The 14085-nt window shown below is 66.8% G+C and carries 7 protein-coding genes; all 7 read left to right on the top strand.

Going from position 1 to position 14085, the window contains the following annotated elements; all coding sequences use genetic code 11:
• The first annotated feature begins 125 nt into the window (after positions 1-125).
• The 7 genes from HLB44_RS24010 to HLB44_RS23980 all read left to right on the top strand — a co-directional run bounded on the left by HLB44_RS24010 (position 126) and on the right by HLB44_RS23980 (position 14053).
• Positions 126-2372 carry an ABC transporter substrate-binding protein gene (locus HLB44_RS24010; protein ID WP_173128230.1) on the top strand — a complete coding sequence of 749 codons (2247 nt, stop codon included), beginning with the start codon at positions 126-128 and terminating at the stop codon, positions 2370-2372.
• 6 nt (positions 2373-2378) lie between these two features.
• Entirely contained in the window at positions 2379-3362 is a 984-nt protein-coding gene (locus tag HLB44_RS24005; protein WP_173128227.1) for an ABC transporter permease, read from the top strand.
• Between the two features lie 12 nt (positions 3363-3374).
• Positions 3375-4829: an ABC transporter permease gene (locus tag HLB44_RS24000; RefSeq protein ID WP_173128224.1), complete on the top strand. Its 1455-nt coding sequence runs from the start codon at positions 3375-3377 to the stop codon at positions 4827-4829.
• Between the two features lie 2 nt (positions 4830-4831).
• A complete protein-coding gene (locus tag HLB44_RS23995) occupies positions 4832-6649 on the top strand; it encodes an ABC transporter ATP-binding protein (RefSeq protein ID WP_173128221.1) in 1818 nt (605 codons plus the stop codon).
• 245 nt (positions 6650-6894) lie between these two features.
• Positions 6895-9789, top strand: a complete 2895-nt coding sequence (locus HLB44_RS23990; protein WP_173128218.1) for a TonB-dependent receptor domain-containing protein — start codon at positions 6895-6897, stop codon at positions 9787-9789.
• Positions 9790-9898: 109 nt separating this feature from the next.
• Complete coding sequence (locus HLB44_RS23985; RefSeq protein ID WP_173128215.1) at positions 9899-10951, top strand: aspartyl/asparaginyl beta-hydroxylase domain-containing protein; 1053 nt, start codon at positions 9899-9901, stop codon at positions 10949-10951.
• 267 nt (positions 10952-11218) lie between these two features.
• Positions 11219-14053, top strand: a complete 2835-nt coding sequence (locus HLB44_RS23980) for a TonB-dependent receptor domain-containing protein (RefSeq protein WP_173128212.1) — start codon at positions 11219-11221, stop codon at positions 14051-14053.
• Positions 14054-14085: the final 32 nt, after the last annotated feature.

Raw genomic sequence — 14085 nt, 5'->3', positions numbered from 1 at the left:
AGACATCTAGAATCGCGCACCGCCTCGAACGGGCTGGCCACAAGCCGGTCACTCTCGAGGCGACGTTTTTTCCGCCGGCACGAAGTGAACACGCTCCGGGCCGGCCCTCGTACCAGGAGTGCCGCATGCGCGGAACATCCCTCATTCGCCGACTCGGCTTCGTGCTGTCCGCTGCGGCAGCGGTGATCACCGCCGGCTGCAACAACAGCCCGTACTGGGCCGGTGCCGAACGCGAGAACACGATGTTCTACTCGTTCGACGAACGCTCGCCGCGATCGCTCGATCCGACGCAGTCGTACTCGAACCCCGAGTCGGCCTACACCTTCCAGGTCTACGAGCCGGCCTACGGCTACCACTACCTGAAGCGGCCCTATGTGCTGACGCCGAAGGCCGCCACCGAGGTCGCCCGCCCGCACTACGTCGACAAGGACGGCAAGCCGCTGCCCGACGACGCACCGGCCGACGCCATCGCCGAGAGCATCTACGACGTCAAGATCCAGCCCGGCATCCGCTATGCGCCGCATCCGGCCTTCGCGAAGGACGACAAGGGCGCTTACCGCTATCACGCGATGAAGCCGGGCGAGCTCGGCGACAAGCTCTCGCCCTGGGACTTCCAGCACCAGGGCACGCGCGAGCTGGTGGCCGAGGACTTCGTCTATGCGCTCAAGCGCCACGCGACGACGCGCGTCGAGACGCCGGTGCTGGCGGTCTTCGCCGACTACGTGATCGGGCTGAAGGACTACGTCGAGCTGATCAAGCGCGAGGACGCCCAGCTGACCAAGGGCCTGGCCGAGGACGCGCGCGACAAGCCCTTCCTCGATTTCCGCAAGTACCCGCTGGCCGGCAGCACCGCGCCCGACAAGTACACCTGGCGCATCCGGCTCAAGGGCAAGTATCCGCAGTGGAGCTACTGGATGGCGATGCCCTTCCTGGCGCCGATCCCGTGGGAGGCCGATGCCTTCTATGCCCAGCCGGGCATGAGCGAGAACGGCCTGTCGCTGCACCAGTGGCCGGTGGGCACAGGCCCCTACATGATGGCCGAGTTCATCCGCGACCGCCGCCACGTGCTCAAGCGCAATCCGAACTTCCGCGGCGAGCCCTATCCCTGCGAGGGCATGCCCGAGGACAAGGCGGCGGGTCTGCTCGACGACTGCGGCAAGACGATGCCCTTCATCGACAAGCTGTACGTGACGATCGAGAAGGAGCGGGTGCCGCGCAAGGAGAAGTTCCGCCAGGGCTTCCTCGACGTGCCCGAGATCGAGCGGCCCGAGTGGGGCGTGATGCTGCGCAGCGACGCCGACGACTCCGACGACACCAAGCGCATGTTCGAACAGCGCGGCTTCAAGCTGCCGCTGATGACCGACATCAGCAACTGGTACCTCGGCTTCAACATGCTCGACCCGGTGATCGGCCGCGGCGACACGCCGCAGCAGCAGCTGAAGAACCGCAAGCTGCGCCAGGCCATCGGCATCGCGATCGACTGGGAAGAAGGCTACGGCCGCATCTTCAAGCACAAGGGCGGCGTCGCTGCGCACGGGCCGATTCCGCCGGGCCTGTTCGGCTCGCGCGACGGGCAGGGCGAGTTCCACAACCCGGTGACCCATTTGCGCAAGGATGGCCGCTCGGTGCGCCGGCCGATCGAGGACGCGAAGAAGCTGCTCGCCGAGGCCGGCTACCCCGACGGCCGCGATGCGGTCACCGGCAAGCCGCTGGTGCTGAACTACGACTTCCAGCGTGCGATCACACCGGAGTTCAAGAGCGAGAACGACTGGATGGTCAAGCAGTTCGCCAAGCTCGGCATCCAGCTCGAGATCCGCGCCACCGACTTCAACCAGTACCAGGACAAGACGCTCAAGGGCAAGCACCAGATCTTCTGGGGCGGCTGGCTCGCCGACTATCCCGACGCCGAGAATTTCCTGTTCCTGCTGTACGGCCCGCTCGGCCGCTCGAAGAGCCAGGGCGACAACTACGCCAACTACGACAACCCCGAGTACGACAAGCTCTACCGGCAGCTGCAGACGCTGGACGACGGGCCGCCGAAGCAGGCGGTGATCGACAAGATGGTGACGATGCTGCAGGACGACGCGCCCTGGTGCTTCGGCTACTTTCCGTGGGGCGGCCTGGCCTTCCAGCAGTGGGTGCACAACGGCAAGCCGAGCATCATGATCCGCGACATGGCCAAGTACTACCGGATCGACGCGGCCACGCGCGCGCAGAAGCAGGCCGAGTGGAACAAGCCGGTGGCCTGGCCGCTCGCTTTGCTGGCCATCGGCGCGCTGGCGTTGGCCTGGATCGCCCGCCGCAGCTTCAAGCTGCGCGAGACCGCGACCGCGCGCGGCACCGCCGTGCCGGCCACCGAGCCGACGACCTGACCTGACATGGCCAACTACATCCTGCGCCGTCTCGGCTACGGCTTCCTGATCCTGGTCGGCGTCAACCTGCTGACCTTCTTCCTGTTCTTCACCGTCAACACGCCCGACGACATGGCGCGCCTGAACATCGGCGGCAAGCGGGTGACGCAGGAGCAGATCGACAAGTGGAAGGGCGAGCGCGGCTACGACCGGCCGCTGTACTGGAATCAGCAGGAAGAGGGCGCCGCGAAGATCACGCGCACCGTGCTGTGGGAGCGTTCGGTCTCGCTGATGGTGCTCGACTTCGGCCGCAGCGACTCGGCACGCTCGGTCGACATCGGCCACGAGGTCGCCACGCGCATGGGGGTCAGCCTGCAGCTCGCGGTGCCGCTGTTCATCCTGCAGCTGATCGTCAGCATCGCGTTCTCGCTGATGCTGGTGTTCTTCCGGCATTCGCGCATCGACTTCTGGGGCGTCGTGCTGTGCGTGCTGATGCTGTCGATCTCGAGCCTGTTCTACATCATCGTCGGCCAGTTCCTGTTCTCGCGCGTGCTGCGGCTGGTGCCGATCTCGGGTTATGCGCCGGGGCTCGATGCGGTGCGCTTCCTGGCGCTGCCGATCATCCTGTCGCTGCTGTCGCGCATGGGCGGCGAGGCGCGGCTCTATCGCGCGATGTTCCTGGAGGAGATCGGCAAGGACTACGTGCGCACCGCGCGCGCCAAGGGCCTGTCGGAGCAGGTGGTGCTGTTCCGCCACGTGCTGCGCAACGCGATGATCCCGATCATCACCAGCGCCGGCTCGTACCTGCCGTACGTCTTCCTCGGCAGCCTGGTGTTCGAGAGCTTCTTCGGCATCCCCGGGCTCGGCGCCTTCGTGATCGAGGCCATCAGCGGCCAGGACTTCGCGATCGTGCGCTCGATGGTCTTCCTCGGCTCGATGCTCTACATCGCCACCAACGTGCTGCTCGACGTCGCCTACACCTGGGTCGACCCGCGCGTGCGACTCGCCTGACCGGAAGCTGTCATGGATTTCAAGTTCGTCCTGCTGTGGACCGACGTCGCGCTGTGGGCGCTGTTCGTGGCGCTGATCGGCTATGGCGTTCGCGTGACGCGCGCGCCGCACCTGCGCGCCACCTGGGAGAAGGTGCTGCGCGATCCGGCGGCGCTGTGCTCCGCGCTGGTGCTGCTGCTGTTCCTCGGCGTCACCGCGCTCGACAGCGTGCACTTCCGCCGTGCGCTGGCGGCCAGTGCGGGGCAGGCCGCCGACAAGTCGTTCTACGACCCACGCGCCGAATCGCTGCTCGACCTGGTGCTCGAGCGCCAGATCCGCATGCGCGAGAGCACCTACTCGCAGCCGCTGGCCTACCTGGCGACGATCAAGCAGACCTTCATGCGCAACGGCGACCCGGTGCGCGACTACCCGCGCCTCGAGCACGGCGGCGCTCACCTGTTGGATCCGGCGCGCGACTGGCGCGGCGACGTCACCGGTCGCGCCATCGGCGGCGCGATCGGCGGGCTGGCGGTCGCGCTGCTGTGCAGCCTGGGCACCGCGTGGCTGCTGCGGCGCTCCCACGGCGGCACGCTGCAGGCCTGGCGTGACTTGGGCCGGGACCGCACGCACCTGCCGCTGCGCGCGCTGCTGCTGACCTTGACCGTCATCTGCGTGCTGGGCGGTGCGGTCGGCGCGCTGATGGGCCACTACCACGTCTTCGGCACCGATCGCACCGGCAACGACGTGCTGGTGCAGGCGATCAAGAGCGTGCGCACGGCCTTCGTCATCGGCACGCTGTCGACCCTGGCGACGCTGCCGATCGCCGTCACGCTCGGCATCCTGGCCGGCTACTTCCGGGGTTGGGTCGACGAGCTCGTGCAGTACCTGTACACGACGCTGTCGTCGGTGCCCAGCGTGCTGCTGATCGCCGCCTGCGTGCTGATGGTGCAGGTCGGGCTCGACAAGCATCCGGAATGGTTCGAGACCGGCGCCGAGCGCTCGGACCTGAAGGTCTTCATGCTCTGCGCGATCCTCGGGCTGACCGGCTGGGCCACGCTGTGCCGCCTGGTGCGGGCCGAGACGCTGAAGCTGCGCGAGCTCGATTTCGTGCAGGCCGCCACGGCTTTCGGCGTCGGCGATGCCCGCATCATGGGCCGCCACATCCTGCCCAACGTGGTGCACCTGGTGCTGATCACGACGGTGCTGAACTTCAGCGACCTGATCCTCTACGAGGCGGTGCTGACCTACGTCGGCGTCGGCGTCGACCCGTCGACCAGCAGCTTCGGCGGCATGATCAACCTGGCGCGCAACGAGATGAGCGGCGACCCTGTCGTCTGGTGGTCGTTCGCCGCCGCGTTCGGCTTCATGGTCGCGCTGGTGCTGGCGGCCAACCTGTTCGCCGACGGCGTGCGCGACGCCTTCGATCCGCGTTCGCGCGCGCTGCGGCCGCGCCTGGCGCTGCGCAAGAAAACCCCCGAGCCCGCCTGACCATGTTGACCATCGACAACCTCAAGGTGGCGCTCGACGCCGAATCCGGCATCGTGCGCGCGATCGACGGTCTCGCGCTGGCGATCCGCCGCGGCGAGACCTTTGCGCTCGTCGGCGAGTCCGGCTGCGGCAAGAGCATGACCGCGCTGGCGCTGATGCGCCTGTTGCCCGACAACGGCCAGGTCACCAGCGGCCGCGTGATGATCGACCAGACCGACGTGCTCGAGCTGCCCGAGGCGCAGATGCGCGGCGTGCGCGGCGGGCGCATCGGCATGATCTTCCAGGAGCCGTCGACCAGCCTGAACCCGGTGATGAAGGTCGGCCAGCAGATCGTCGAGGCGATCGAGGCCCACACCGCGCTGCGCGGCGATGCCGCCCGCGCGAAGGCCATCGAGTGGCTGCGCCGCGTCGGCATTCCCGAGCCCGAGCGCCGCATCGACGACTACCCGTTCCGCATGAGCGGCGGCCAGAAGCAGCGCGTGATGATCGCGATGACGCTGGCCTCGGAGCCCGACTACCTGGTGGCCGACGAGCCGACCACCGCGCTCGACGTGACGATCCAGAAGCAGATCCTCGACCTGCTGAAGGACCTGCAGCGCGAGCAGGGCATGGGCCTGCTGCTGATCACGCATGACCTGGCGGTCGTCAAGGGCATGGCGCACCGTGTCGCGCTGATGTACGCCGGCCAGATCATCGAGGTCGCCGAGGCCGACCAGTTCTTCGCCGCGCCCCAGCATCCGTACGCCCGCGCACTGCTGAAAGCGCTGCCCGATGCCGGCCGGCGCAGCGAAACGCTGGCGGCGATCCCCGGCACCGTGCCGCCGCTGACGATGCAGTTCGACGGCTGCCGCTTCGCGCCGCGCTGCCCCTATGCGCTGGACTACTGCCACACGACGCCGCCGGAGCTGACACCGCTGCACGGTGGCCAGGTGCGCTGCCTGCTGCTGGAGCCGGGCGGCCCAGGGCTGGTCGAGCGCGTGCCGCTGGTGATCAAGGTGCCGGCGACGACGACGGTGGCCGCCGGCGCACCGCTGCTGGACGTGCAGGACCTGACCGTGCGCTTTCCGATCCGCGGCGGCCTGCTGCAGCGGGTCAGGGCGCATTTCGACGCCGTCGCCGGCGTCTCGTTCCAGGTGCCGGCCGGGCGCACGCTGGCGCTGGTGGGAGAGTCGGGCTGCGGCAAGACGACCACCGGCAAGGCGATCGTGCAGCTGCTGCGGCGCATCGCCACCATCAGCGGCCAGGCGCGGCTGGACGGGCAGAACCTGTTCGAGCTGCAGGGCGAGGCGTTGCGCCGCGCGCGCCGCGACGTGCAGATCATCTTCCAGGACCCGTTCGCGTCGCTGAACCCGCGCATGCGGGTGTTCGACATCCTGGACGAGGGCCTGCAGGCGCTGCAGCCCGATATCGCCGCAGAGGAGCGGCGCACGCGCATCAAGCGCATCGCCGACCAGGTTGGCCTGCGCCAGGAGGCGCTCGAGCGCTTCCCGCACGAGTTCTCCGGCGGCCAGCGCCAGCGCATCGCGATCGCCCGCGGGCTGGCGGTGCAGCCCAAGCTGATCGTCTGCGACGAGCCGACGTCGGCGCTGGATGTATCAGTTCAAGCGCAAATACTGAATTTGCTGCGTGATCTGCAGCGCGAGCTCGGCGTTTCGTACCTGTTCATCACGCACAACATCGGCGTCGTCGAGTACATCGCCGACGAGATGGCGGTGATGCAGGCCGGGCGCATCGTCGAGCGTGGGCGTGCGGCGGAGGTGCTGAATCGACCGCAGCACGACTACACGAAGACGCTGCTGGCGGCGGTGCCGCGGCTGTAACAGTCGGGTCTCGTTCCCCTCTTGCGCCGCGCCCTCTGGCGCGCGGGACGCGCATCCGATGCGCGAAATGCAGAGTCACTTGTCTAATCAGGTGTTGCAGCGAGGCGGGAAAACAACAAATCAAGGGCTCTCCCGTGGTCATGCCGCGCAACCCTTTGTTGACAATCGTTGACGCAGTCCCCATGCCAAGCGGCCCCAGGTCGTGGCTTGTCGATCACCCCACCTTCCTCCAGGAGATCAGCTCCATGTCATTCCAGAGAACCCGCCTTTCGACCAGCTTGGTTCTGGCCATCGGCGCGGGCGCGTTTGCTCACATTGCGATCGCTCAAGAAGCCGGCCAGCGCGTTGAAATCACCGGCAGTCGCATCGTGTCGCCCAATGCGGCGTCGCCCGCACCGGTTCAGGTGCTGACCGCTGCAGACATCGCTGCGTCCGGCTCGGTGAACCTGCAGGAAATCATCCTGAAGAACCCGGCGTTCGGCACGCCGACCATCAGCCGCACCAACTCCAACTTCATCACCTCGAGCGTCGGCGTCTCGACGATCGACCTGCGCAACCTCGGCGAGGAGCGCACGCTGGTGCTGGTCAACGGCCGCCGCTACGTCGCCGGCCAATCGGGCCAGGCCGCGATCGACCTGAACACGATCCCGACGGACCTCATCGAGCGCGTCGAGATCCTGACCGGCGGCGCGTCGGCGCTGTATGGCTCGGATGCGGTCGGCGGCGTCGTCAACATCATCCTGAAGAAGAGCATCAAGGGCATCCTGCTCGATGCCCAGGTCGGCCAGAGCCAGGAAGGCGACGACACGCTGCGCAAGTTCAGCGCCAGCGTCGGCGCCAATTCCAGCGACGGCAAGAGCAAGATGATCGGCCACTTCTCGGTGTCCAAGCAGGGTCCGGTGTACTCGGCCGATCGCTCGATCTCGGCGATCGACGGCTTCTCGAAGGCCGAAGGGCTGACCGGCGATCCGGCGGACCTGTTCGTCAACCTGACGCCGTTCTATTCGAGCTTCGCGCCGCAGGGCCGCTTCTTCTACCAGGGCGGCAACCGCACGTTCGACGCCAACGGCAACCTGGTACCGTTCAGCACCAACGGCCCGAATGGCGATGGTGTCGGCGCGCACGGCTACAACCGCAATGCGATCCGCACGATCGCCGTGCCGACCGACCGGCTGCTGTTCGCCGCCAATGGCGAACACCAGGTCAGTGAGATGGCCAAGGTGTTCTTCGAAGGCACCTACGCGGCGACCAAGACGAAGTCGCGCCTGGAGCCCTTCGCGGTCGATTCCACCGGTGGCACCAACCCGATCTTCGCCGGCGGCAAGTTCGTGCCTGCCGAAACGCTGGTCAACGGCGAGAAGGTCAAGAACCCGTACATGCCGCAGGCGCTGTTCAACCTGCTGACCGACCGCGACGGCGACGGCCTGAAGGACTACAACTTCACGCGCCGCTTGTCCGATATTGCGAACCGCGGCAACAAGACCGATCGCGACACCTTCCGCTTCCTCACCGGCGTCGAGGGCGACATCGGCAAGTGGAACTACAACGCCTATGCGGCCTACGGCTTCACGAAGGAAGCGCAATACGGCACCGGCCAGGTCAATGCGGCGAACTTCCGCTACGCGCTGGCAGCGATCCCCGACGCCAACGGCAACGTCATCTGTGCCGACCCGATCGCGCGTGCCTCCGGCTGCGTGCCGGTCAATGTCTTCGGCGCCAATACGATCAGCCCGGCCGCGGCGCAATACCTGCACGCACCGAGCACGCTGGTCACCAAGATCACGCAGTCCTTCACCGGCGCCACGATCTCCGGCGAGCCGGTCGAGCTGCCGGCCGGGCCGCTCGGCGTGGCGGTCGGCGTCGAGTACCGCAAGGAGACCTCGAGTGACGTCGCCGATGCGCTGACGCAGCTCGGCCTGAACCTGGGCAACGCGCGCCCGATCACCGAGGGCGGCTTCGACGTGAAGGAAGCCTTCGGCGAAGTGCGCATCCCGATCCTGAAGGACAAGCCGTTCGTCAAGTCACTCGACGCCAGCCTGGCGGTGCGTTCGGGCAAGTACTCGAGCGCCGGCAGCACGACGAGCTGGAACGCCGGCTTCGATTGGGCGTTCAACTCGATGTTCCGATTCCGCGCGACCACTGCGCAGTCGACGCGCGCGCCGAACATCGGCGAGTTGTTCCAGGGCCCGAACCAGACCTTCCCGACCGGCCTGGTCGACCCGTGCGTCGGCGTGACCGCCACGTCCACCGGCGCGATCTCCGAGGCCTGCCGCAAGGATCCGGGCGTGATGGCCAACATCGCGGCGAACGGCAAGTTCACGCTGACGCAGGCCGATCTGCAGGGTGTCAGCGGCTTCAACAAGGGCAACCAGAGCCTGGGCGCCGAAAAGGGCCGTTCGACGACGCTGGGCCTGGTGATGACGCCGATGGCCAATCTCGACGTCACGGTGGACTACTACAAGATCGAGATCAGCGACGCCATCGAGTTGCCCGGTCGCCAGTTCCAGCTGACCCAGTGCTACGGCGGCGATCCGTTCTTCTGCAAGGACATCGCGCGGCGTCAGGTCGCTGTCGGCGGCAACAGCGCCGGCGCGCTGGCGATCATCAACTCCACCTTCGAGAACACCGGCGGCCGGTTCAACGAAGGCGTTGACATCACCACGAGCTTCCGGACCAAGCTCGCCGGCGGCAATTTCCTCGGCCGGCTCTCGTACTCGCACCTGATGAAGGCGTGGCAGAAAACCACGCCCGATGCGGAGCGCGACCACACGACAGGCGAAGTCGGCGCACCGAAGGACCGCTGGACCATGCTGCTGGGCTACGACATCGGCAACTTCGGCCTCAAGAGCACCATCTCCTACATCGGCAAGTCCTACCTCGACGACCAGTTCATGATCGCGAGCGAGTATCCGAAGGAAGCCGGCAAGGTGGCCGCGAAGACCTACACCGACGCGCAGCTGACCTACAGGATGGGCAAGTCGGCGCAGTTCTACTTCGGCGTGAACAACCTGTTCAATACCAAGCCGCCGCTGATCCCGTCGGGCTTGCCCGGGAACGACACGGGTGTCGAGACCGATGGTGGGACCTATGACGCGATCGGTCGCCGGTACTACCTGGGCCTGCGTTACGCATTCGACTGATACGCAAGCAACACCGCACTGCAGTTAGGCGTGGGGGGCAGGGGTCGATCGGCAACGATCGGCCCTGTCCCGATTTCGCACTTGTCCAGGTACGCCATCGAGGCGAACCATGAACCACCGGTCGACCACTGCCGACTTCGAATCGACCGTTCGCGCAGCCCTCGGGCGACGCGACCTGGCGGCGGCACGTCAGGCCGTCGAAGCGGTGCTGGCGCGCGAGCCGCGCAACGTCCTCGCGCTGCTGCTCAAGGGTGACGTCTTGCTGGCCGAAGGCGATGCAGCCGCTGCGGCTGCCTTCTACGAGGCGGCGATCGTTGCCGTGCCCGAAGGCGCCGTGGTGCCCCATGCCCTGCGACGCGAGCTCGAGCGTGCCGAGACCGAACGTGCGCGGCTCGTGGCGCAACTCGCGCAGGACTTCCGCCGCTCGATCGGCCCGCCGTCGTCGCCGCGCTTTGCGCAGGCCCTCGACATCCTGCTCGGCGAGCGCCAGTTCTATCCGTCACAGCCGCGGCACTTCCACTTTCCGGAATTGCCGACGATTCAGTTCCACGACCGTTCGGCATTTCCGTGGCTGGACGCCATCGAGGCGGCCACGGACGACATTCGCGCCGAAATGCTGGCCGTGCTCGACGCGGGTGATCTGGTGCCCTATGTGCAGTCCGATCCGCGGCGCCCGGCTCAGCGCGGCGGCCTCGTGGACAACCCGCAGTGGAGCGCCTTCTTCCTGTGGCAGCACGGCCAGGTTGTCGCACGCAATGCCGAGCGCTGTCCGCGCACCATGGCGGCGCTGGCGCACGCGCCGCTGACGCAGATGCCTGGCCGCTCGCCTGCTGCGCTATTTTCGGTGTTGCGGCCGGGGACGCGCATACCCCCGCACCACGGGTTCGTCAATACGCGCTTGATCGTGCACTTGCCGCTGGTCGTGCCCCAAGGCTGTGCATTGCGTGTCGGCAACGAAGTGCGTGAATGGGTCGAAGGTCGCGCCTGGCTGTTCGACGACACGATCGAGCACGAGGCCTGGAATCCCACCGATCGCACGCGGGTCATCCTGCTCTTCGAGGTCTGGCGTCCCGAGCTGAGTGCTGCAGAACGCGCGCAGGTCAGCGCGATGTTCGAGGCGGTCGATCGCCAGCGCGGTGCACCCGGCGAGTGGAGCATCTGAGCTGCGTTGCTTCACGCCAACATGCGCGCGTAAACGCGATGCGCAAAAACAACGGCTCTCTCGCTTCCCCTACGTGGCGCTCACACGGCAGTAACCAAAAATCCAGTCACGGGTTTCGCGTGGTGGTACGCCGCATGCTTACAAGGCATGTTGCGTCAATTACGTGGACGCCTCCTTCTTTTCACCCCTTTCTCACAGGAGAGCGAAGTGTTCAAGCGAAACAGAATCGCCAGCGCGCTAGCGCTGAGTTTTGGCGGCGTACTGGCGATGACGGCCCTGCCGGGCCTGGCGCAAGAGCGTGTCGAGATCACCGGTTCGCGCATCAAGACGATCGAGGTCGAGGGCATCAGCCCCGTCACGGTGATCGACGCCAAGGAAATCAAGGTCGAAGGCTTGCGCAACGTCGAAAGCCTGCTGAACAACCTGCCGCAGGTGCTCGCCGACCAGGGCAGCACGGTGGCCAACGGCGCGACCGGTACCGCGACTGTCGACCTGCGCGGCATCGGCCCCGAGCGCACGCTGGTGCTGGTCAACGGCCGGCGCATGATGATCGGCAGCCCGGTGCAGGCCGGCACGTCGCCTGACCTGAACCAGATCCCGGCCGGCCTGATCCGGCGCGTCGAAGTGCTGACCGGTGGCGCGTCCGCGGTCTACGGCTCCGACGCCGTCGCCGGCGTCGTCAACTTCATCATGAACGACCGCTTCGAAGGCGTTCAGCTGCAGTTGAACCACAGCTTCTACAACCACTCGCAGCAGAACGCCGCCGGCGTGGCCGACATCGTGCGCGCGCGCGGTGCCACGAACCCGGCCGAGTTCAACGTCCCCGGCGACAAGAGCTCCGACGGCAAGTCCACCGATTTCAGCGTGCTGCTGGGCGGCAACTTCGCCAACAACAAGGGCAACGCCACCGTCTACTTCTCGTACAAGAAGGACGACGCGCTGCTGCAATCGGAGCGCGACTTCAGCGCCTGCTCGGTCGCGTCGTCGGCCACCGGCTTCGTCTGCGGCGGCTCGGGCACCAATGCCACCGGCCGCATCACGAACCTGACGAACAACCGCGTCTTCACGACCGCCGATGCGAACGGTACGGCCCGCACGTTCGCCAATGCGACCGACCAGTACAACTTCGGGCCGCTGAACTACTTCCAGCGCCCGTCGGAACGCTACGGCTTCAACGCCTACGCGAACTATGAGGTCAGCAAGTTCGCCAAGGTGTACGGCGAGTTCTCGTTCCACGACGACCACACCGTGGCGCAGATCGCCCCGGGCGGCGCGTTCGGCAGCATCCACACGGTCGCCTTCGACAACCCGCTGCTGTCCGCCAGCTGGCGCACGGCGCTCGGGCTCGTCAACCCGGGCGACACCACCGACGTCGTCCTGCAGCGCCGCAACGTCGAGGGCGGTGGCCGGCAGTCGGAGTTCCGCAACACCAGCTTCCGCAACGTCGTCGGTGTCAAGGGTGACGTCGGTCCGTGGAGCTACGACGGCTACCTGATCGAAGGCCGCGTGCTCTACACGCAGAACGAGAAGAACTACTTCCTGACGCCGCGCATCGCGCGCGCGATGGACGTGGTCAACGTCAATGGCGTGGCCACCTGCCGCTCGGTGCAAGACGGCACCGATCCGGCGTGCGTGCCCTACAACCCGTGGCGCCTGGGCGGCGTGACGCAGGCACAGCTCGACTACCTGCAGACGCCGGGCCTGCGCAAGGGCTCGACCGAGCTGAGCATGCAAGGCTTCACCGCGTCGGCCGACCTGAGCAACTACGGCCTGAAGCTGCCGACGGCGAAGGACGGCATCGGTGTCGCGATCGGCCTGGAGAACCGGCGCGAGAAGCTCTCTCGCGAGACGGACGCCTCCACTGCGGCGGGTGATCTGTCCGGTTCGGGCGGTCCGACCGCGGGCATCAACGGCCAGATTCGCGTGAAGGAGGTCTTCGGCGAAGTGCGCGTGCCGATCATGCAGGAGAAGCCGTTTGCCGATGTGCTGAACGCCTCGTTGAGCGCCCGCTCGTCGAAGTACGAGAAGTTCAACACCGACACCTGGGGCGTCGGCATGGAGTGGGCGCCGGTCAAGCAGGTCCGCCTGCGCGGCAGCGTGCAGCGCACCACGCGGGCACCGAACCTGATCGAGCTGTTCACCGCACAGGGCAACAACCTGTTCGACATGGAAAGCGATCCGTGCGCCGGCGAGACCCCGCAGGCCACGCGCGAGCAGTGCGCGCGCACAGGCGTGACGGCGGCTCAGTACGGCACGATCCAGGACAGCCCGGCCGACCAATACAACTTCCTGCAGGGTGGCAACCCGAACCTGAGGCCCGAGCGCGGTGAGTCGAAGACCTTCGGCATCGTGCTGTCGCCGATGGCGAACCTGAACCTGAGCGTCGATTACTTCGACATCAAGGTCAAGGACAACATCAACATCGTCGACCCGACGACCACGCTGAGCAAGTGCCTGGCCACCGGCGACCCGGTGTTCTGCGGCCTGATCCAGCGCGACCGCCTGGGCACGCTGTGGCTGCTGGACGAAGGCCGCATCGTCGCGACCAACACCAACATCGGCAGCGTGCGCACCAACGGCCTCGACTTCGGCGCCAGCTACACGCAGCGCCTGGGCGGCATGGGCACGCTGGGCGTGAGCTTCGTCGGCACGCTGCTGAAGAAGCACGAGACCGAGGAAATCCCGGGTGACGGCAGCTACGACTGCGTCGGCCTCTACGGCGCCAACAAGTGCGGCACGCCGCGGCCGGAGTGGCGTCACAAGCTGCGTTTCACGTGGCAGACGCCGTGGAGCGCGGACGTGTCGGTGACCTGGCGCCACCTGGGCGAGGTCGAGCAGCAGGAAACCAGCACGAACCCGCTGCTCGCAGGTCCGTCGAACCCGGTCGACCGGTTGCTCGGCAAGCGCGACTACCTCGACCTGGCCGGCACCTGGAACGTCACGAAGAACTTCCAGTTGCTGTTCGGCGTCAACAACCTGCTCGACAAGGATCCGCCGATCACGGCCCAGCTCAACACGGGCACCGGCAACGGCAACACCTACCCGGGTGTGTACGACTCGTTCGGTCGCCGGATCTTCTTCAACGCGACCTACACGTTCTGACCGGTTCTTTCGTTTAGTCCGAAAACGGCGAG

It is taken from the genome of Pseudaquabacterium terrae (assembly GCF_013266755.1).
Classification (GTDB): Bacteria; Pseudomonadota; Gammaproteobacteria; order Burkholderiales; family Burkholderiaceae_C; genus Pseudaquabacterium; species Pseudaquabacterium terrae.
This window is presented reverse-complemented; position numbering and strand designations above follow the sequence as displayed.

Bases quoted from the DNA above. Each gene is read 5' to 3' on its own strand.
- HLB44_RS24010 (WP_173128230.1), top strand. From the start codon at position 126: ATGCGCGGAACATCCCTCATTCGCCGACTCGGCTTCGTGCTGTCCGCT.
- HLB44_RS24005 (WP_173128227.1), top strand. From the start codon at position 2,379: ATGGCCAACTACATCCTGCGCCGTCTCGGCTACGGCTTCCTGATCCTG.
- HLB44_RS24000 (WP_173128224.1), top strand. From the start codon at position 3,375: ATGGATTTCAAGTTCGTCCTGCTGTGGACCGACGTCGCGCTGTGGGCG.
- HLB44_RS23995 (WP_173128221.1), top strand. From the start codon at position 4,832: ATGTTGACCATCGACAACCTCAAGGTGGCGCTCGACGCCGAATCCGGC.
- HLB44_RS23990 (WP_173128218.1), top strand. From the start codon at position 6,895: ATGTCATTCCAGAGAACCCGCCTTTCGACCAGCTTGGTTCTGGCCATC.
- HLB44_RS23985 (WP_173128215.1), top strand. From the start codon at position 9,899: ATGAACCACCGGTCGACCACTGCCGACTTCGAATCGACCGTTCGCGCA.
- HLB44_RS23980 (WP_173128212.1), top strand. From the start codon at position 11,219: ATGACGGCCCTGCCGGGCCTGGCGCAAGAGCGTGTCGAGATCACCGGT.